The 19,462-nt window shown below is 73.9% G+C and carries 18 protein-coding genes and 1 riboswitch; of the genes, 10 read left to right on the forward strand and 8 right to left on the reverse strand.

Annotated elements, in window-relative coordinates; genetic code table 11:
• Position 1: 1 nt before the first annotated feature.
• Both ACIWVC_RS08950 and ACIWVC_RS08955 read right to left on the reverse strand, forming a co-directional pair.
• A complete protein-coding gene (locus tag ACIWVC_RS08950) occupies positions 2-868 on the reverse strand; it encodes an alpha/beta hydrolase family protein (protein WP_396447656.1) in 867 nt (288 codons plus the stop codon).
• Positions 869-1,011: 143 nt separating this feature from the next.
• A complete protein-coding gene (locus tag ACIWVC_RS08955) occupies positions 1,012-1,848 on the reverse strand; it encodes a class I SAM-dependent methyltransferase (RefSeq protein ID WP_396453975.1) in 837 nt (278 codons plus the stop codon).
• 223 nt (positions 1,849-2,071) lie between these two features.
• Between ACIWVC_RS08955 and ACIWVC_RS08960 the strand changes: the two genes are divergently transcribed.
• Complete coding sequence (locus ACIWVC_RS08960; RefSeq protein ID WP_396447621.1) at positions 2,072-3,772, forward strand: bis-aminopropyl spermidine synthase family protein; 1,701 nt, start codon at positions 2,072-2,074, stop codon at positions 3,770-3,772.
• Between the two features lie 8 nt (positions 3,773-3,780).
• Here ACIWVC_RS08960 and ACIWVC_RS08965 read toward each other — a convergent pair whose 3' ends face one another.
• Both ACIWVC_RS08965 and ACIWVC_RS08970 read right to left on the reverse strand, forming a co-directional pair.
• The gene (locus tag ACIWVC_RS08965; RefSeq protein WP_396447620.1) at positions 3,781-4,527 is read right to left on the reverse strand and encodes an SDR family NAD(P)-dependent oxidoreductase; all 747 of its coding nucleotides are present in this window, start codon (positions 4,525-4,527) and stop codon (positions 3,781-3,783) included.
• Complete coding sequence (locus ACIWVC_RS08970) at positions 4,527-5,222, reverse strand: SDR family NAD(P)-dependent oxidoreductase (RefSeq protein WP_396447619.1); 696 nt, start codon at positions 5,220-5,222, stop codon at positions 4,527-4,529. Before ACIWVC_RS08970 ends, ACIWVC_RS08965 begins: the two co-directional genes overlap by 1 nt.
• 192 nt (positions 5,223-5,414) lie before the next feature.
• Between ACIWVC_RS08970 and ACIWVC_RS08975 the strand changes: the two genes are divergently transcribed.
• The 8 genes from ACIWVC_RS08975 to hpnH all read left to right on the forward strand — a co-directional run bounded on the left by ACIWVC_RS08975 (position 5,415) and on the right by hpnH (position 15,322).
• Positions 5,415-6,470 (forward strand): PucR family transcriptional regulator, encoded by a 1,056-nt coding sequence (locus ACIWVC_RS08975; RefSeq protein ID WP_396447618.1) that lies wholly within the window; start codon positions 5,415-5,417, stop codon positions 6,468-6,470.
• 385 nt (positions 6,471-6,855) lie between these two features.
• Positions 6,856-7,713 (forward strand): squalene synthase HpnC, encoded by an 858-nt coding sequence (hpnC, locus tag ACIWVC_RS08980; RefSeq protein WP_396447617.1) that lies wholly within the window; start codon positions 6,856-6,858, stop codon positions 7,711-7,713.
• Between the two features lie 4 nt (positions 7,714-7,717).
• Positions 7,718-8,578, forward strand: coding sequence for a presqualene diphosphate synthase HpnD (hpnD, locus tag ACIWVC_RS08985; RefSeq protein WP_396447616.1), 861 nt, complete (start codon positions 7,718-7,720; stop codon positions 8,576-8,578).
• Positions 8,575-9,936 (forward strand): hydroxysqualene dehydroxylase HpnE, encoded by a 1,362-nt coding sequence (gene hpnE / locus ACIWVC_RS08990; RefSeq protein ID WP_396447615.1) that lies wholly within the window; start codon positions 8,575-8,577, stop codon positions 9,934-9,936. The genes hpnD and hpnE overlap by 4 nt, the downstream gene beginning before the upstream one ends.
• Positions 9,933-10,943 (forward strand): polyprenyl synthetase family protein, encoded by a 1,011-nt coding sequence (locus ACIWVC_RS08995; protein ID WP_396447614.1) that lies wholly within the window; start codon positions 9,933-9,935, stop codon positions 10,941-10,943. The genes hpnE and ACIWVC_RS08995 overlap by 4 nt, the downstream gene beginning before the upstream one ends.
• A 28-nt stretch (positions 10,944-10,971) precedes the next feature.
• Positions 10,972-12,840 carry a squalene--hopene cyclase gene (shc, locus tag ACIWVC_RS09000; protein ID WP_396447613.1) on the forward strand — a complete coding sequence of 623 codons (1,869 nt, stop codon included), beginning with the start codon at positions 10,972-10,974 and terminating at the stop codon, positions 12,838-12,840.
• Entirely contained in the window at positions 12,837-14,321 is a 1,485-nt protein-coding gene (gene ispH, locus ACIWVC_RS09005; RefSeq protein ID WP_396447612.1) for a 4-hydroxy-3-methylbut-2-enyl diphosphate reductase, read from the forward strand. Before shc ends, ispH begins: the two co-directional genes overlap by 4 nt.
• Positions 14,318-15,322 (forward strand): adenosyl-hopene transferase HpnH, encoded by a 1,005-nt coding sequence (gene hpnH, locus ACIWVC_RS09010; RefSeq protein ID WP_396447611.1) that lies wholly within the window; start codon positions 14,318-14,320, stop codon positions 15,320-15,322. Before ispH ends, hpnH begins: the two co-directional genes overlap by 4 nt.
• 54 nt (positions 15,323-15,376) lie before the next feature.
• Here hpnH and ACIWVC_RS09015 read toward each other — a convergent pair whose 3' ends face one another.
• A complete protein-coding gene (locus ACIWVC_RS09015) occupies positions 15,377-15,997 on the reverse strand; it encodes an NlpC/P60 family protein (protein ID WP_396447610.1) in 621 nt (206 codons plus the stop codon).
• Between the two features lie 8 nt (positions 15,998-16,005).
• Positions 16,006-16,146: riboswitch (cyclic di-AMP (ydaO/yuaA leader) on the reverse strand.
• Positions 16,147-16,658: 512 nt separating this feature from the next.
• Between ACIWVC_RS09015 and ACIWVC_RS09020 the strand changes: the two genes are divergently transcribed.
• The gene (locus tag ACIWVC_RS09020) at positions 16,659-16,940 is read left to right on the forward strand and encodes a hypothetical protein (protein ID WP_396447609.1); all 282 of its coding nucleotides are present in this window, start codon (positions 16,659-16,661) and stop codon (positions 16,938-16,940) included.
• Between the two features lie 16 nt (positions 16,941-16,956).
• On the opposite strand, the gene ACIWVC_RS09025 is transcribed toward ACIWVC_RS09020, so the two are convergent.
• From ACIWVC_RS09025 to ACIWVC_RS09035, 3 genes are all read right to left on the reverse strand, one after another.
• The gene (locus ACIWVC_RS09025; protein ID WP_396453976.1) at positions 16,957-17,829 is read right to left on the reverse strand and encodes a hypothetical protein; all 873 of its coding nucleotides are present in this window, start codon (positions 17,827-17,829) and stop codon (positions 16,957-16,959) included.
• A gap of 572 nt (positions 17,830-18,401) precedes the next feature.
• The gene (locus ACIWVC_RS09030) at positions 18,402-19,088 is read right to left on the reverse strand and encodes a hypothetical protein (protein WP_396447606.1); all 687 of its coding nucleotides are present in this window, start codon (positions 19,086-19,088) and stop codon (positions 18,402-18,404) included.
• Between the two features lie 75 nt (positions 19,089-19,163).
• Positions 19,164-19,462 (reverse strand): hypothetical protein (locus tag ACIWVC_RS09035; protein ID WP_396447604.1); only part of this gene is annotated, 299 nt, incomplete at its 5' end.

Consider the following 19,462-nt stretch of genomic DNA (forward strand, 5'->3'; position numbering starts at 1 on the left):
GCTAGGAGTTCGGGCAGGTGTCCCGGTACTCGGAGATGTTCAGGTCCCGGCCGGGGCCGGGGCACAGGAACTGGTCATAGCGGGTGTCGTTGTCGATGTACCGCTTGAGCCACGAGATGCTGTACTTCGCGATCGTCGTGTTGGAGATGTTCGGCGCGAAGTGGCTGGCGCCCGCGAGCTCCAGGTACGCCTTCTCCGACGACTCCGGGATGCTCGTGTAGAACGGCTTGGAGTGCGTGGCGACGGGCGCGATCGTGTCGGCCTGCGCACCGATGATCATGGTGGGCACGCGCACGTTCGAGAAGTTCTTCTGCAGGTCCCACGGGGTGAGCGGGATCGCCGCCTGCAGCTGCGGCCGGTCCTCGGCGGCCTCCAGCGTGCCGCCGCCGCCCATCGAGTGGCCCATCACGCCGAGCCGGGAGGCGTCGATCCGGTTGCGGACGCTGCTGCGCTGCGTGAGGTAGTCGAGCGCGGCCTCCAGCTGCCGGGCGCGGCTGTCGGGCTGGTCGAGGCGGGTGAGGGTGTCGATCGTGAAGATCACGAAGCCCTGCGAGGCGAGCCGCGGGCCGAGCCAGGCCATGCTGCTCTGGTCGGCGGTGAAGCCGGGCGCCACCGCGACCGCGCCGAACGTCCCCTCGGCGGTGCTGGTCGGGTAGTAGATCGTCCCGCCGCCGAAGCCGGAGACGCTCAGCCCGGAGACGCTCGTCTGGGACGTCGCGAACGGGCCGCGCAGCGCCTCGATGCTGCGCTCGGTCGGCGCGGGGCCGCGCTCGTAGGGGTTGTCGGCCGCCCGCGCGGCCTGCGGGACGGCGAGGGCGGTCGCGGTCAGCGCTGTGGCGAGCAGCGTTTTCGCCGCACGCCGGGGGATGAGGTGCACGTCGGTTCGCTCCTGTTCGGGGGGAGGAGCCGGGAGCCGGCTCCCCGGAAACGGGGGCGGAGCCGGGGGCCGGCTCCAGGACGCGCACATTGTCCGCACGCGGGCCGGCCCCCGGGCATCGGCGAAATCGCCGGTCATCCCGCGACGACGGCCCTCACCAGGCGGAAGTAGTCGAACGGGCGCAGGGCGTCGGCCCGCCGCCACGTCTCGGGCGGGACGGCGCGCTCCAGCGTCACGTTCTCGGCGACCTCGAAGCCGTGGTCCTTGAGCAGCGCGTCGATCTCCTCGGGGGAGAAGTGCGACCTGTAGGGCTCGGCGTTCTCCCCGACGACCTGCGCGGCGATCTCCGCGTAGGCGTCGCCCTCGGCGTCCCGCAGGCCCTCCGGGAGGGCGTAGTCCATGACGAGCTCGGTGCCGGGGGCGAGCCGGCCGATCTCGCCGAGGGTCGCCGCCACGGCGTCGCGGCTGAGGTAGAAGCTGACGCCGAGCCAGCTCACCAGGGCGGGCTTCGCCGGGTCGAACCCGGCTGCGGCGAGCTTGCGGAACGGTTCCTCCGCCTCGAAGTCGGCGGGGACGAGGGCGACCCGCTCGGGCACCTCGACGCCGGCCGCCGCCAGCAGCCCCTTCTTCCATTCCTGCGTCGCCGGGTGGTCGACCTCGAACACGTCGATGCCCGGTTCCGCGCGGTACCCGTAGGTGTCGAGGCCCGCGCCGAGGATCACGTACTGCGCGTGCCCGGCGAGCCGCTCCTCGGCGTACCGGGCCCGGACGGTGGTGATCGCCCTGGTCCCGGCCAGGATGATGTGCTCCCCCTGCGCCCGGTGGTACCCGATCATCTCGTCCGCGAGGCCGCCGAGCAGCGGCCCCGCGACCGTGTCCGTGAAGATCTTCGGCGTGCCGTCCGCCGTCAGGTGGGCCGCCCGCGCCGCCGCCGAAGCGAGCGCCGTCATGCTGGCCCGTCCCTCGTCCATCGACCCGTTCCCCTTTCGCCGACGAATTTCGTCGGCAAGGAACATACCGGCCGATAACGCAAGCATAACAGAACAAAATAAATTACCGATAAACGTGGCATCACATTCTCGGTGTCGGCGGTATGCGCCGGCGGCGCCGGCGTGATGCGCGCCCCGCCCTCGCGGGCCGGGTGAGCCTAGGATCGGTCCGTCAACCGTCCACCCCGAGCGAAGCAGGCGACCGATGACGAATGGCGAGCCGCCGCAGCGGCGAACGCCGGTGGAGGCCGTCCGCGCGGTGCGGGACGAATTCGGGATCGATGCCCGCCGCATCGACCAGATCGGCCGCCTGCTGGCCGCCGGAGAATTCCGCACCGTCGAAGACGTCGTCTCCCTTACCGGAACGTCGCGGCGGACGGTGGAGGCGGTTTTCCGGGCCCTGGAGCCGCATCTCGAATCGTCCGGGGACGGAAGGCGCATCGGGAAGCGGCACGTCGGGGAATACCGCGGCGTGTTCGGCGCCGGGGAGCCGTTCGGCGTCCGGGACCCGTGGGCGGAGCCCGCGCGCCGCGACCCGGCCGTCCTCGCCGCGATGGACCGGCTGATCGGCGCCGCGCCGCCGCCGGTGCAGGCGCTCGACCACGTGCCCGCCACCGCCGAGACCGTGGTCAAGCGGGCCCGGTTCATGCTCGACGGCTTCGACCTGACCGGCGCGCACGTGCTCTTCGCCGGCGACCACGACCTGACCTCGCTGGGCCTGTTCCTCGCCGGCGGGGCGCCCGGCCTGCGGGCGAGCGTCGTGGACGTCGACGAGCGGCTGCTCGAATTCATCGACGCGGAGGCCGCGCGGCGCGGCTGGGACGTGCGCTGCCTGTTCGCCGACCTGCGGCTGGGGCTGCCCGCCGCGCTGGGGGAGTCCGCCGACCTGGTGTTCACCGACCCGCCGTACACGCCGGAGGGCGTCCGGCTCTTCGTCGCGCGCGGCCTGCAGGGGCTGCGCGACCACCGCAACGGGCGCGTCCTGCTCGCCTACGGGTTCGGGGAGCGGCAGCCGGCGCTCGGGCTGGCCGTCCAGAAGGCGCTGAACCCGCTGCACCTCGCGTACGAGGCGGTGCTTCCGAACTTCAACCGGTACGCGGGCGCGCAGGCCGTCGGCAGCGCGGCGGCGCTCTACGTGCTGCGCCCCACCCGGCGGACGGCCGCCGCCGCCAGGGCCGCCGCCGACGACCCGAGGGCGGCCCTGTACACCCATGGCGCCCAGTCGGTGGAGGCGGCCGCGGGCCTGGACGGCGAGGCCGCCGCCCGGGTCGTCGAACTCGGCGCCGGCCCAGGGGAGCAGCCGCTGCTGGTCGGCGACGACTGGCCCGCGGACGCCCCCGGCCGGCGGATCGGGCTGCCCGCGTTCCTGGGCGCGCCGCTGCCCCGGCACCTGCGGGACCACGGCACCGTCCTGGTCAACCTGTATCCGGGCTTCGGGGCGTCGGCGGTCCGGGCGCTGCTGGCCGCCAACGCGCGCCGCGCCGCCCTCGTGTGCCGCAACGACCTGCCCTTCCTGAAGGACGCGGAGGGGCAGCGGGAGTTCGCCCGGCTCATCGGGCCCAAGTACCGCATCGCCCGGTTCCTGCGCGGCACGCCGGGCCCCGGCCAGGCCGTCGTCCTCGCGGAGAGGACGGCGCCGGACGACGAACCGCCGGGCGCCGGCCGCGTCCTCGGGCACATCTACGCGCGGGCGCACGGCAAGCTCGGCAACGGCTGGCGGGAGGGGCTCATCGCGCTCCAGAAGGCCGCCGGCCGGGCGCTCACCAAGAGCGAGGCCCGCGCCGCCGTCGCCTCCGCCGCGAGCCGCCCCGACATGCTGGAGCTGTCCCCGATGGACCTGCCCCGGCACCTGTTCGCCGTCCTCGAAGAGGACGTCGCGCGCTCGGCGGCGGCCCTGCCCGGCTGACCGCCGCCTCAGGCGCGGGCCCTGGTGGTGCCGCCGTTGGCGTGCAGGATCTGCCCGACGAGCGTCGGCATCCGCTCGTCGGCGAGGAACGCCACCGCCGCCGCGATCTCGTCCGGCGCCGCGATGCGCCCGAGCGGCACCCGCGCGGTCTGCGCGGCGCGGAACTCCGCGGGCGGCACCCCGGCCGCCTCCGCCTGCGCCGCCAGCCGCGGCGTGTCGATCACGCTCGGCGCGATCGCGTTCACCGCGATGCCGAGCGGCGCCAGCTCCCGGCCGAGCGACTTGGCGAGCGTGGCGATCCCGGCCTTGGCCGCCGAGCAGGCGGTCGCCCCCGGCCGGCCGATCAGCCCGCCCTCGGACGCGACCAGGACCATCCGGCCGCCGCCGCGCTCCACCATCCCGGGCATGACGGCCTGCGCGCACGCGAACGTGCCGCCGAGGTCGACGTCGATGACCCGCCACCAGTCGTCCAGGTCGTGCTCGCCGAACGGTGCCGTGGTCAGCCGGGTGGCGCCGGCGACGAGGATCCCGATGTGCCCGCCGGTCCGCTGCTCGACCTCCGCGACCATCGCGGCCACCGCGTCCGGGTCGGCGACGTCCGCGGGCACGGCCAGCCCGTCCAGCTCCCCGGCGAGGGCGGACAGGTCCAGGCCCGGGCGGTCGTTCAGCGCGACCCGGTGGCCTTCCGCGGCGAGCCGCCGCGAGACCGCGGTGCCGAGGCCGCCGCCGGCCCCGGTGACCAGCGCGACCGCCATCAGATCACCGCCCCGGAGTTGGGGGAGAGGACCTCCCCGGCGCAGAACGTCGCCTCCTCCACCAGGTACGCGGTGGCGAACGCGACCTCCTCCGGGGACGTCAGCCGCCCGGTGGGCAGCGTCTGCAGGTACGCGGGCCGCCGCCACGGCGAGTCCGGCGGCAGCATGGACGTGTCGGTCGGGCCGGGCGCCACCGCGTTCACCCGCACCCCGGACGGCGCCAGCTCGGCCGCCAGCGACCGGACGAGCCCGATCACCGCGCCCTTGGCCGCCGAGTAGTGCGCCTCGCCGTCCCCGCCGCCGATGGCGAGGTCGGACGAGACCGCGACCACGGTGCCCCGGCCGCGCTCCACCATGCCGGGCGCCACGGCCCGGCACACGTTCACGGCCCCGCCCAGGTGCACGCGCAGCATCCGGACCCAGTCCGCCCAGGCGATGTCGGACACCGGGACGATGCTGTAGTGCCCGGCCGCGCACACCGCCGCCTCGATCGGCCCCATCTCCCGCTCGATCCGCCGGACGGCGGCGGTCACCTGCTCCGGGACGACCACGTCCACGCCCACCGTGTGGTGGGCGTCCGCCGCCGGGAGGAGGTCGAGGCCGGCCGTCGTCCAGCCGCGCCCGGCCAGCTCGCGCACCATCGCGGCGCCGATCCCGCTCGCCGCGCCGGTGACGAGTGCGACTCGCTCGCGCATCCGATCACCCCGAAGATAGCTCCGAAGTTCCAGGCAAACCCGACATAACCGCAGGCGGCAAGGGGCGCGGCGGTTTGTTGGCCGAACGCACCGCGCCGCGCCCGGACCGTCGTGCCCTTCTCCAACGCACGGTTCTGCCAAATCACGGTCACGTGCGCCGACCCCGCCGCCCCGGGGTGAGAGGGTGAGGCTGTGACCAGCGATTCCGCGGTGCCGCAGCACACCGTCCGGCAGCTCCTCGCGGTGCCGCGCTTCCGGCTCCGGCTGGTCGCCGGCGAGAGCGGCCTCGACCGGCCGCTGCGCTGGGCGCACTCGACCGAGCTGCGCGATCCCGGGCCCCACCTGCGCGGCCACGAGATCGTCCTGACGGTCGGCGCGTCGCTGCGGGAGCCGGGCGCCTGCACGGCGTTCGCCGAGTCGGTGAAGGCCGGCCGGGCGAGCGCGATCGGCTACGGGACCGGGGACGTGACCGCCGAGTCGCCGGCGGAGCTGCGCGAGGCGTGCGAGCGCCTCGGGCTGCCGCTGCTGGAGGTGCCGGCCGAGGTCCCGTTCCTCGGCTTCACCGAGTTCTTCGCCGAGCGGCTCGCGTCCACCCGGGACGAGCGGCGCGAGCGGGAGGAGACCGGGCGGCTGCTGCGCATGGTCCAGCAGGGCGTCGCGTCCCCCGAGGCGCTCCGCGCCCGGATCGACGACGCCGGGCTCGACCCGGCCGCGCTGCTCGTGATCGCGATGGAGGGCGTCGAGGAGGAGCTGCCGGGCGTCCTCGGCGTGGACGGCGACACCGCGCTGCTCATCACCAACGACTCGCACGCCTGGTCCGAGCCCGCCGGCGTCGGCAGCCCCGGCCCGCTCGACCACCTGCCGGTGTCGCTCGCCGAGAGCCTCGCCGCCCTCGACTCCGCGCGCCGCCGCGGCGGCGGCGTCGTGCTCGCCTCGGACCTCGCCACCTTCCAGGCGCTGCTCGGCCGGCTCGACCAGGACCAGCTGGCGCCGTTCGTCCAGCAGATCGCCCGCCCGCTGGACGAGTACGACAGCGCGCACGGGACCCGGCTGGCCGAGACGCTCCGCACGTTCCTCGACATGGGCGGCGCGGTCGGCGCGACGTCCCGCGCCCTCTTCCTGCACCCGAACACGCTCCGCCACCGCCTGGCCCGTATCGAGGCCCTCACCGGCCGCGACCCGCTCCAGTTCGAGGACCGGGTGGCCCTCGCCATCGCCGTCTGGGCCGGCGGCCGGCGCGGCGGGTGACTCCGCCGCGGCGCACCCGGAGCGGAGTCACCCGCCCGGCGCCTGCCGAATTTTTACCACCGGCTCCGGCCGCAGGAATGAGACTCGCGTCTCGCATAAATGAGCCTTGGGGTTAGACGCGAGACTCACCTTGAGTCCAATATCACGGAACGGGAAAATCCGCTGACCAGCAGTGGTCGCCGGTCCGGCCATGACATATTCCCGCGTGACCACTTCCGGCCGGGTTCGACAAATTCCGAATATTCTGGAGGGTTCCCGGGGCTGTTCGGGGACGTACGTCACAGGGGCCTCATGATGGACCATGTTTACCGGGCCATCGCCCGGATATCGGGCATCGATGAACGCCCCAGCCGCCGCCCCGCAGGAACGTCGTCGAAGGAACGCCATGTCCGTCAGCGAGCGTTTGTGGAACGAGGCCGAGGAGCGCCGCACCCGCTTCGAACTGCAGTCCAGGGAGAACTTCCCGGTCGCGACTCGGCTGCTCCCCGCCCGGCATCGCGAGCACCTGCTGAACGTCTACGGCTACGCCCGGCTCGTGGACGACATCGGTGACGAGGCGCCGCCGGACGAGCGCGCCGGCCTGCTCGACCTGGTCGAACGCGACCTCGACCGCGTCTACGCGAGCGAGACCCCGGAGCTGCCCGTCCTGCGCGACCTGTCCCGCACCATCGCCGCGTGCCGGATCCCGGCGGAGCCGTTCCGCCGCCTCCTGGAGGCCAACCGGCGCGACCAGGAGGTCACCCGGTACGCGTCCTTCGACGACCTGGTCGGCTACTGCGCCTACTCGGCCGACCCGGTCGGGCACATCGTCCTGCACGTGTTCGGCGCCGCCACCCCCGACCGGCTCGCCCTGTCGGACAAGGTGTGCACCGCGCTGCAGATCATCGAGCACTGCCAGGACGTCGGCGAGGACTACCGCAACGGCCGGATCTACCTGCCGGCCGACGACCTCCGGCGGTTCGGCTGCGCCGAGGACGACCTGGCCGCGCGGACCACGCCCACGCGGCTGCGCGGCGTCGTCGCCCTGCAGGCCAAGCGCGCGGGAGCGCTGCTGGACGAGGGCGCCGCCCTCACCGGCCGGCTCCGCGGATTCGCCCGCGTCGCCGTCGCCGGGTACGTCGCGGGCGGACTCGCCGCCCTCGCCGCCCTGGAACGCGGCGCCTACGACGTCCTGGGGAGCCCGCCACGGCCGAGGAAGACGCGACTGCTCGCCGAGTGGTCGCGGACATTGGGAAGGAGATGAGGGGATGGACGCTCCCAGTGCCTACCGGCACTGCGAGGACATCGTGCGCTCCCAGGCGCGCAACTTCTCGTACGGGATCCGGCTGCTTCCCGCCCCGAAGCGGCGCGCGCTGAGCGCCGTCTACGCGTTCGCCCGCCGCATCGACGACATCGGCGACGACCACGGCGCGCCGCCCGCGGCCCGGCTCGCGAGGCTCGCGGAGGAGCGCGAGCGCCTGGCCGAGGCGGACGCCCACCCGTCCGACCCGGTCCTCGTCGCGCTGTCGGACGCCGCGCGCCGCCACCCGATCCCGCTGGAGGCGTTCGGCGAGCTGATCGACGGCTGCGAGGCCGACGTCCGCGGCGAGACCTACGACACCTTCGACGACCTGCTCTGGTACTGCCGCTGCGTCGCCGGGTCCATCGGCCGGCTGTCGCTCGGCGTGTTCGGCACGTCCGACCCCGGGACGGCCGTGCCCCGCGCCGACGCGCTCGGCGTCGCGCTCCAGCTGACGAACATCCTGCGGGACGTCCGGGAGGACGGGCTGAGCGGCCGCGTCTACCTGCCCGCCAAGGACCTCGCCCGGTTCGGCTGCACGCTGGAGCGGGACGAGGCCGGCCGGCTCACCGACGACCCGGAGCGGCTGGCGGCCCTCATCCGGTTCGAGGCGGGCCGCGCCGAGGAGTGGTACGCGACCGGGCTGCGGCTGCTGCCCATGCTGGACCGGCGCAGCGCCGCGTGCGCCGGGGCGATGGCCGGCATCTACCGGCAGCTGCTGAAACGCATCAAGGCCGACCCGCTGACCGCGCTGGACACCCGCACCTCCCTGCCCACATGGGAGAAGGCCGCCGTGTCCGCGATGGCCATGTCCGGGGTGCGCCGGTGAGCGGGGCGGACGTCGCCATCGTCGGCGGCGGCCTCGCCGGGATCACCACCGCGCTGGCGCTCCAGGAGACGGGCATACGCACGACGATCTACGAGGCGCGCCCCCGGCTCGGCGGCGCCACGCACTCCTTCACCCGCGGCGGGCTGACCGTCGACAACGGGCAGCACATCTTCCTGAAGTGCTGCTCGGCCTACCGGGGGCTGCTCCAGCGGCTGGGCGCGACGGACCGGGTCCGCGTGCAGGACCGCTTCGACGTCCCCGTCCTCACGCCGGACGGCGGCGGCGGGCGGCTCCGCCGCGCCAAGGCCCCCGGCCCGCTGCACCTGCTGCCCGCGCTCGCCGGCTACCGGCTGCTGCCGCCCGCCGACCGGCTGCGCGCGGTCCGCGCGTCGCTCGCGCTCGACCGGCTCGACCCGGACGACCCGGCGCTCGACCGGTTCGGCATGGGCGGCTGGCTCGCCGCCCATGGCCAGCGGCCGCGGGCGCGCGAGGCGCTGTGGGAGCTGTTCGTCACGGCCGCGCTCAACATCCGGCTGGACGAGGCCGCGCTCGGGCCCGCCGCGATGGTGTGCCAGACCGCGCTGCTCGGCCGCTCGGACGCCGCCGACATCGGCGTGCCCGCCATCCCGCTCGGCGACCTGCACGGCACGGTCGCCGCCGCCGAGATCAAGCGCGGCGGCGGGCGGATCGAGCTGGGCGCGAAGGTCCAGGCGATCGACGCCGGGCCGAAGCTCGTCGTCAACGGCGCCCCGGTGACCGCGGACGCCGTCGTCGTCGCGGTGCCGCACCGGGTGGCGTCGTCGCTCGTCCCCGAGGAGGCGTCCCCGGAGCGGGCGAAGTGGGACGGCCTCGGCTCCAGCCCCATCGTCAACGTCCACGTCGTCTACGACCGGCCCGTCCTGCGGGTCGACGGCAGGGACGAGCCGTTCGCCGCGGCCGTCGGCTCGCCCGTGCAGTGGGTGTTCGACCGCACCGAGGTGAGCGGCCTGTCCGGCGGCGGCCAGTACATCGCGGTCTCGGTCTCGGCGGCCGACCGCTGGATCGACACGCCCACCGCCGAACTGCGCGAGGTGTACCTCGCCGAGCTGGAGCGGCTGTTCCCGGCCGCCCGCCGCGCCCGCGTCACCGACTTCTTCGTGACGCGGGAACGGCACGCCACATTCCGCCAGAGCCCCGGCAGCGGCGCGCTGCGCCCCGCGTCCGCGACGCGGCTGCCGTGGCTCTACCTCGCCGGCGCGTGGACGGACACGGGCTGGCCCGACACGATGGAGGGAGCCGTGCGAAGCGGCCTTACCGCCGCCCGCCTCGTCCGGCGGCACCTGCGGCAGGTGCGGACCGACGAGGTGAGCGGCCGATGACCACCATTCCCCACTCGATCACCGACGGGCGCGCGCTCGTCGACGAGGCGATGCGCACGGCCGCGGACCGGCTGGACCCCTGGACCCGCCGCGTCGTCGCCTACCACCTCGGCTGGACCGACGAGAACGGGCGCCCGGCCGAGGCGGGCGGGAAGGCGCTGCGCCCCGCGCTGGCGCTGCTGTCCGCCCGCGCCGCCGGCGCGTCCTACGAGACGGCGCTGCCCGGCGCGGTCGCCGTCGAGTTCGTGCACGCGTTCTCGCTGCTGCACGACGACATCATGGACGGCGACCGGACCCGCCGGCACCGCCCCGCCGCGTGGACGGTGTTCGGCCCGTCCGCCGCCATCCTCGGCGGCGACGCGCTGCTCGCGCTGTCGGAGGAGCTGCTGCTCGACCAGCACACGCGGGGCGCGCACTGGGCGGCGCGCGCCCTGACCGCCGCCACGCAGCGGCTCATCTCCGGGCAGGCGTCCGACCTCGGGTTCGAGCAGCGCGACGACGTGACGCTGGACGAGTGCGTCGCGATGGCCGCCGACAAGACCGGCGCGCTGCTGGCCTGCGCCTCCTCGATCGGCGCGATGCTCGGCGAGGGGCCCACCCGGCTCGTCACCGCGCTGACCGGGTTCGGCGCCGAGATGGGCCTCGCGTTCCAGCTCGTGGACGACCTGCTCGGCATCTGGGGCAGCCCGGAGACGACCGGCAAGCCCGTCCTGTCCGACCTGCGGGCCCGCAAGAAGTCGCTGCCGGTGGTGTACGCGCTGACCGCCGGGACGCCGGAGTCGGCGCGGCTCGCCGAGCTGTACGGCAAGCCCGACCAGCCGTCCGAGGACGTCCTGCACGAGATGGCGCGGCTGGTCGAGGCCGCCGGCGGCCGGGACTGGGCCTCCGCCGAGGCGGACCGGCGCATCGCGGCGGCCGAGCGGCACCTCGACGAGTCCGGGATGGACGACCTCGTCGCCGCGGAGTTCCGCGACATCGCCCTGTTCGTCACCGCCCGGGACCACTGACCCGGGCGCGCGAGAAGGAGACCGCTGAATGACCACGACGGAAGAGGCTCCGGGGCTCACCCGTGCGGCGGCCGCCGCCGTCGAGGCGGCCCGCGAGCACCTGCTCGGCCTGCAGTCCCCCGAGGGCTGGTGGAAGGGCGAGCTGGAGACCAACGTCACCATGGACGCCGAGGACCTGCTGCTGCGCCAGTTCCTCGGCATCCGCACCGCGGAGGAGACCGAGGAGGCGGCGCGCTGGATCCGCTCGCAGCAGCGCCCCGACGGGACGTGGGCGAACTTCCGCGGCGGCCCCGCCGACCTGTCCACCACGATCGAGGCGTACCTCGCGCTGCGGCTCGCCGGCGACCCCGCCGACGCCGACCACATGCTCGCCGCGGCCAAGTACGCGCGGGACGCGGGCGGCATCGAGGGCAGCCGGGTCTTCACCCGGATCTGGCTGGCGCTGTTCGGGCAGTGGTCGTGGGACGACCTGCCGGTCATGCCGCCCGAGCTGATGTTCCTGCCGAGCCGGGTGCCGCTGAACGTCTACGACTGGGCGTGCTGGGCGCGGCAGACGATCGTCCCGCTGACGGTCCTCGGTTCGCTGCGGCCCGTCCGGCCGCTGCCCGTCGACCTGGCGGAGCTGCGCACCGGCGTCGCCCCGCCGGACGACGCGAAGGGCTGGGGGCGCGTCTTCAACGCGCTCGACCGCGTCCTGCACGTGTACGAGAAGGCGCCGGTGCGCCCGCTGCGCCGGGCCGCGATGCGCCGCGCCGCCGACTGGATCATCGCCCGGCAGGAGGCGGACGGCTGCTGGGGCGGGATCCAGCCGCCCTGGGTGTACTCGCTGATGGCGCTGAACGTCCTCGGCTACGACCTCGGCCACCCGGTCGTCGAGCGCGGGCTCGCCGGTCTGGAGCGGTTCACGATCCGGGACGAGAGGGGCCGCCGGCTGGAGGCGTGCCAGTCGCCGGTCTGGGACACCGTCCTCGCGATGAACGCGCTCGCCGACGCCGGCGCCGCCCCCGACGACCCGGCGCTGGTGCGCGCGGCGCGCTGGGTCATCGGCGAGGAGGTCCGGGGGCCGGGGGACTGGTCGGTGCGCCGGCCCGGCCTCCCGCCGGGCGGATGGGCGTTCGAGTTCGACAACGACGTCTACCCCGACACCGACGACACCGCCGAGGCGATCATGGCGCTGCGCCGGGTGTCGCTGCCGGAGGCGGAGGCGCCCATCGAGCGGGCCGTCCGGTGGCTGGAGGGCATGGCGTCGAAGGACGGCGGCTACGGCGCGTTCGACGCCGACAACACCCGCGAGCTGTGCACCAAGCTGCCGTTCTGCGACTTCGGCGCCGTCATCGACCCGCCGTCCGCGGACGTCACCGCGCACGTCGTCGAGGCGCTCGCCAAGGAGGGCCTCGCCGAGTCGACCGTGGTCAAGCGCGCCGTCGTCTGGCTGCTGAAGGCGCAGGAGGCGGACGGCTCGTGGTTCGGGCGCTGGGGCGCCAACCACGTGTACGGGACGGGCGGCGTGGTGCCCGCGCTCATCGCCGCCGGGGTCCGCCCGGAGAAGCCCGCGATCCGCCGCGCCGTGGCCTGGCTGGAGGAGCACCAGAACCCCGACGGCGGCTGGGGCGAGGACCTGCGCTCCTACGACGACCCCGCGTGGATCGGGCGCGGCGAGTCGACCGCGTCGCAGACGGCGTGGGCGCTGCTGGCGCTGCTGGCCGCCGGGGAGCGCTCCGCCGCGGTGGACGCCGGCGTGCGCTGGCTCGTGGAGAACCAGCGCCCGGACGGGAACTGGGACGAGGACCAGTTCACCGGCACCGGGTTCCCCGGCGACTTCTACATCAACTACCACCTCTACCGGCTGGTGTTCCCGATCAGCGCCCTGGGCCGCTACCTGAGGGGAGCCACATGAGCGGGCTCGTGGTTTGCGCGGCGCTCGGTGTCGAGGCCCGCGCCGTCGCCCGCGGCGGCCTGCGCGTCGTCCGCACCGGGATGGGGCCGGCGAAGGCGCGGGCCGCCGCCGCGGGCCTCCCGGAGCACGACGCGCTCGCCGTCGCCGGCTGCGGCGGCGCGCTGGACGAGCGGCTCCGCCCCGGCGACCTGTTCGTCGCCACCGAGGTGCGGGGCCCGTCCGGGACGGTGCCGTGCCGGACGGCGGAGGCGCTCGCCGGGCTGCTGGAGCGGACGACCGGCGCCACCGTCCACCGGGGGCCGCTGGTCACCGTGGACCACATCGTCTCCGGGGCGGAACGCGCCCGCCTCGCCGCCGGCGGGGCGATGGTCGCCGACATGGAGTCGGCGGAGCTGGCCGCCGCGGCGGGGGACCGGCCGTTCGCGGTGGTGCGCGCCATCGTCGACACGCCCGGCCGCCCGCTGGTCAGCCCCGCCACGCTCACCGGCGGGACGGCCGCGCTGCGCCGGCTGCGCACCGTCGGCCCGGCGCTGCGCGAATGGGCGGCCGCCGCCGGCCCGCGCCGGCTGCTGCTCGCCGGGCCGCGCTCGTTCTGCGCCGGTGTGGAACGGGCCATCGAGATCGTGGAGCGCGCGCTCGACCTGCACGGCCCGCCCGTCTACGTGCGGAAGCAGATCGTCCACAACACCCACGTGGTGGACGACCTCGCCCGCCGCGGCGCCGTCTTCGTCGACGAGCTCGACGAGGTGCCGCCCGGCTCGGTGACGGTGTTCTCGGCGCACGGCGTCGCGCCCGCCGTCCGGGACGAGGCCGGGCGGCGCGGGCTGCGGGTCATCGACGCGACCTGCCCGCTCGTGTCCAAGGTGCACGCGGAGGCCCGGCGGTTCGCCGCCTCCGGTCACCTGGTCGCGCTGATCGGGCACGCCGGGCACGAGGAGGTCGAGGGCACCCTCGGCGAGGCGCCGTCCTCGACCGTCCTGGTCGAGACGCCGGACGACGTGGCGTCCCTGCCGGCCGGCCGGCCCGTCGCCTACCTCACCCAGACCACCCTCGCCGCCGACGAGGCGGGCGAGGTGGCGGCCGCCATCACCGGCCGGTTCCCGGACGCGGTCGGCCCGCACACCGACGACATCTGCTACGCCACCACCAATCGGCAGCGGGCCGTCGCCGGCGTCGCCCGCGACAGCGACCTCGTGCTCGTCGTCGGCTCGGCGAACTCGTCCAACTCCCGCCGCCTCGTCGAGGTGGCCGAGAGCCGGGGCACGCCCGCCGTCCTCGTCGACGGTCCCGCGGACGTCCCGCTCGGGCGGCTCAGGGGCGCCCGCGTCGTCGGCCTGACCGCGGGCGCGTCCGCCCCGCCGGCCGTGCTGGACGCGGTCGTCGACGTCCTGCGCGGGCTCGGGCCGGTCGAGATCAAGGAGCACACGGTCACGGTGGAGACGACCGAATTCACCTTGCCAAAGGAGGTCCGAACACAATGAGCATGCCGCTTCGCCAGAGCCTTCGCATCGGGACCTACATCCTCCGCAACAAGCTCCGCGGCCGGGAGAAGTTCCCCCTGATCGTCGAGCTGGAACCGCTGTTCGCGTGCAACCTCGCCTGCGCGGGATGCGGGAAGATCCAGCATCCGGCCGACGTCCTGAAAAGGCGCATGCCGGTCGAGCAGGCGGTCGCCGCCATCGAGGAGTGCGGCGCGCCGATGGTGTCCATCGCCGGCGGTGAACCGCTCATGCACCCGAAGATCCACGAGATCGTGGACGAGCTCGTGAAGCGCAAGAAGTTCGTCTTCCTGTGCACCAACGCGGTGCTCATTCCCCGCCACATCGACAAGTTCAAGCCGTCGCCGTACTTCGCGTGGGCGGTGCACATCGACGGGCTGCGGGAGCGGCACGACGAGTCCGTCTGCAAGGAGGGCGTCTTCGACGACGCCGTCGCCGCCGTGAAGGAGTGCAAGCGGCGCGGGTTCCGGGTCACCACCAACACGACGATCTTCAACACGGACACGCCGCAGAGCGTCATCGACGTGATGAACTACCTGAACGACGACCTGCAGGTCGACGAGATGATGATCTCGCCGGGGTACGCCTACGACAAGGCGCCCGACCAGGAGCACTTCCTCGGCGTCCAGGAGACCCGCGAGCTGTTCAGCAAGGCGTTCGCCGACGGGAACCGCAAGCGCTGGCGGCTCAACCACTCGCCGCTCTTCCTGGACTTCCTGGAGGGCAAGGTCGACTTCCCCTGCACGGCGTGGGCGATCCCGTCCTACTCCCTCTTCGGCTGGCAGCGCCCCTGCTACCTGATGTCGGACGGCTACGCCCAGACCTACCAGGAACTCCTCGACGAGACCGACTGGGACGCCTACGGCCGGGGCCGGGACCCGCGCTGCGCCAACTGCATGGCGCACTGCGGCTACGAGCCGACCGCGGTCATGGCCACCGTCGGCTCCCTGAAGGAGTCCATCAGGGCGATACGCGACACCTGACCGGACCGCCCGGAGAGCGGGGGATCCGCCCCACTCTCCGGGCCGGGACGCTCGTCAGGCGTCCTTGAGCTTGACCGGCCGGTAGGCCTTGTACTCGCTGCCGGGGTCCAGGCCGTAGTCGCGCGTCCGGTGGTCGGTGCCGTACCGTCCCCGCTGCTCGTACGCCCAGTACTCCGTGTGCTCCTTGTCGGCCCACTTCTCGAAGATGACGACGTGCCGCGTGGTGTTGGTGCCCTGGGCGTCCATGACGAGGTCGCCCTTCTTGAGCTCCGACATCTTGATGCGCTCGGTGTACCGCGACGACGTCAGCCCGACCGTGTTCGGCCCCGGCTTCGGCAGCCGCAGGGCCATGGAGACGAATCCCGAGCAGTCCCTCCGGTAGCCGTCGCGGTAGCCGGTCTGGCTGTAGGGCACCCGGTCCGCGGAGTGCGGGTTCCACGTCTTGGCCCGCTCGATGACCCGCGACCGCTCGTCCTTCTCCCGTTCGACGGGCGCGGCCTTGCGCGGTTTCGGAACCGTGTGGACGGCGGCGACCGCGGCGCTGCCGTCGTCCGGTGCGTCCGCCGCGTGCACGGTCGTGGCCGCCACACCGAACACGGCGAGGCCGACCAGTGCGCCGTTGGCGCTGGGGCTCAGGCCGCGACGGCCCGAACGTTTGCTGTGCTTGCCTTTCAAAGGGGGGCTCCTTCTTCCATGAGCCGCCTACCGGGTTAGCTGACGGGTTCGGGCGTGGAAGTCGCCCTACGGCCATGGGAGAGGCCGATTCACCCCAGTGAGGGTGGGTCCCCGGCTCCGCGCGACGGCGGACTCGGCGGTTGCCGCTGCGATCCTGAGGGCACGTCGGCCCCGTGCACGGGACCCCTGTCCCATGCGGCGAAAGAGCGGCGCTGATGTTGTAAGGCCCTTCCGAGGCGACCGCCTCAGGGCCGCGCGACACGTGGATCGTGTCGCCCGTCCATCCGTGTGCCGGATGGGACAAGAACGCCTGGTGAGCGCCTTGGCGGGCGCCAAGCTAACGCAGATCGCCAAGCCAAGGCAAACTCCCGCAAAATCAAACCCCCAGCTCAACCCCCTGACGCGCCTCTCCGCCAACGCCTCCAGGCCCCTCGCGGCGGGCGTTCCCGGCCGCTCCCGGATCGGCTCCGTGATCTACGCCACGGCGGGGAGCGGGACCTGCGGGACATTCAGCGGATTCCAGAGGTGTCCAGCCTTTCGTTCATGGGGAGCGGCCTCCTGGTGGGCTGGTCAGGTCCCGCCGGCCGGGACCGGAACGCCCGGGCCGGTGCCGCGTTCGGCGGCGAGAAGGGCACTTCACCCACCGATGAATGGAGCAGCCGTGGCCCATGACGACGGCAGGCAGTACCAGACGGGTGGCCGGCCGGTCCACCCGCCCGGCCCCGGCGCGCCCGCGCCCCGGCCCGCCACCACCTACATGGGGTTCTACTTCTGGTACTGGTGCGGCGTGACCGTGCTCCTCCTCATGGGGAGCCTGTTCTTCCTCGCCCACGACCTGGTCGGCACCGGTCTGCTCGGGCTCCTGATCGCCGGGCTCTCCGCCCTCTACGCCCGCTACCTCTACCGGGGCGGCCGCTACCGGATGATGTTCATCATCTTCTGAGGGGGCGGCGCCGGGCTCAGCCCGTGCTCAGGCAGCCGTCGGTCGTGCCGCCGGACGGCACGAGCTGCGCGTCGCCCCAGACCGCGTCGTGCGACTTGTCCGGCGGCTCGGTGCCGTTCTCCGCCGCGATCAGGGCGGTTCGCAGGTTGAGCGTGGTGTAGGGGGAGATGTCCTCGTCGAAGACCGCGGGCTTGCGCGGGCCGGCGTTCCTCGTCGCCACGACCTTGTCGTCGCCCAGCAGGGTGAATTCGATGGTCACGTTGGGCGGATCCTCGTCCGGGACGCCCGCCAGCGCCTTGAAGCGCGAGTATTTCGCGGCGGTCGTCAGAGTGATGGTGGCGGGTCGGCCGATCACACTGAGCGCGACGTAGACGCTCCTGGCGCAGGGCCGGCCGGTGATGCGCGCGCCGCGGCGCCCGAACCAGCCGGTCTGGGGCTCGTGCAGCTGGCTGCTCGGCAGGTCGCGCAGGAAGACCGGCGCGCGCGCCGTGGCCGGAGCGCCGACCGCCTGCACCGGTTCGGACGGCTCGTAGAACCGTCCCCCGGGAACCTGCGTCGAGACGTGCGCCACGAGCAGGCCGTCGACGACGACGATGAGCACCGCCCCCAGGACGGCGGTCACCCCGCCCGTGTTGATGTTGAGGCGGGTTTTGCGCACGTTGGTGGTGTTGATGTCGCGGCCCGCCGCATTGACCGTTGTCTGCACCGAGGGACGGCGCGCACCGCGCCCCACGATCGCCGCGATCAGCACCATGGCGCCGGCGAACCCGCCCCAGTACCAGTCGCCGCCCAGCACCCGTCCCGCCGCGCAGGCCCCCGCGCACGCGAGCACGATGAAAGCCGCCTTCGCCATCGTGCGGCGCGGCCCGCCGCTCTTCCGACCGCTCATCGGCGCGCCCCCGTTTCTCCTCGGCTCGCACGGCCGCCGTTCCCCAGGGTCCGATCGGCCGGTGATCTCCGCGCGCGTGCGCGTCCGCTCCGCCGTGCTCGGCCGAGCAGGGGTCAACCCTGCTCAAGACCGCCGCGGGCGGTCAACGCGGAAAGGAGCCGGCGTCGACCCCGCCTCCGCACTCGGGAGTGAGCCCTTCAGCTGGAATTCACCGCGAATGCGCAGGTCAGCGGGGAATGGTGCACCGCCGCACCAATGAGAGAGGCCCTGAGCGGACGTTCTGGGAGAGCCGGAACGGCGTTGCACATTACTTGCCGGTATGGCGCACGTGCGCCATTGCGGCTCTACGAGCAGACCTTCGCGGCGACGGCGGCCTCGGCCTCCGTCAGGGAGCGGAGAACGGCCGGATCGAAGCCGCCCGTCGGAAAGCCGGTCGTGCCGACGGGATGGAACATCTCCTCCCGGCCTCGCTGATCGTGGGCGGCCCGGCCGGACGCGGCCTGGCGCGGCGAGATGACGAGGCCGTCGGAGCCCGGGGCTCCCGGCGGTCCGGCGGACGCGGCGCGGCACGGTCAGAACTGGCCGCGGAACCTGGCGATGACGTCGCCGACCTTCGCGTCCGGCTCGCTGCTGCAGCTGTAGCGGATCGCGGGCGGGGCCAGCGGGCTGCCCGCGCCGGAGACGTCCTTCTCCCGGGCGATGTCGATGATCGCGTGCTGCTGGGTCTCGGAGTCCGCGTCGAGGAACTCCGCGCACGTCGAGTCGGCGGTGATGGCGTCGGAGGTCGCGGCCTTGACGATGAAGACGAAGACGAACAGCGCGGCGATCGCCCCCGCGGCCAGGAGCACCAGCCCGCCCGTGTTGATGGTCGTCTTCTTCTCGTTGGTGGTGGTGATGTCGCGGCCCGCGGCGGTGATGCCCCTCCCGGTGACGTTGCTCAGGGTGACGCGGCTCGACCAGGACGAGGCCGGGGCGGCCGACCGCGCGCGTCCCACGGCGTCCCGCAGCGCCGCGGCGAAGGCGGCGTCGGTCTCGGCCGCGTGCCGCAGCAGGTCCTGGACGAGCGAGCTGTTGCCCGGGTCCGTGGTGTACGCCGTGAACGCCGCCTGCCGCCCGTCCCGGACGAGCCGCCCCCGGACCAGGTCGTACAGGTCGGCGAGTGCCGGGTCGCCGTCGGCGCGGACGGAGCCGTCGGCGATGCCGGGGAGTCGCGCGGCGAGGACCTCGACCGCCGTCGTCGCCAGTTCGTTCGCGTGCACGGAATCACCTTTCGAGTTCGGACGGGGATCCGTCCCGCGGCGCGCGGGCGTCCCCCGGATGCGGGTCCTCGGGGATCAGCCGCCCTCGCCGCGGCATTCGGCCGCGATCGGCGCGGTGGTGGTCACGACGTCGAGCATGTTGAAGGAGTCGGATTCGCCCATCTTCTTCAGCCGGGGTCCGGCGGCCCTGATCGAGGCGTCGCCCTGGTAGCGGCTCGCGACGTCGCCGAGGTCGCGCAGCGAGTCGAAGACGCCCTTGTTGGAGAGCGGGTGGAAGCCGCCGTACTCGGACCTGAAGTGCTTGTAGGCCGCGCACAGTTCCTTGCGGTCGGTGGGGCCGCTGCCGGCGCAGCCCGCGGCCAGCGGCAGCAGGG

Origin of the sequence: Actinomadura sp. (assembly GCF_044508335.1) — a bacterium.
Lineage (GTDB): Bacteria > Actinomycetota > Actinomycetes > Streptosporangiales > Streptosporangiaceae > Spirillospora.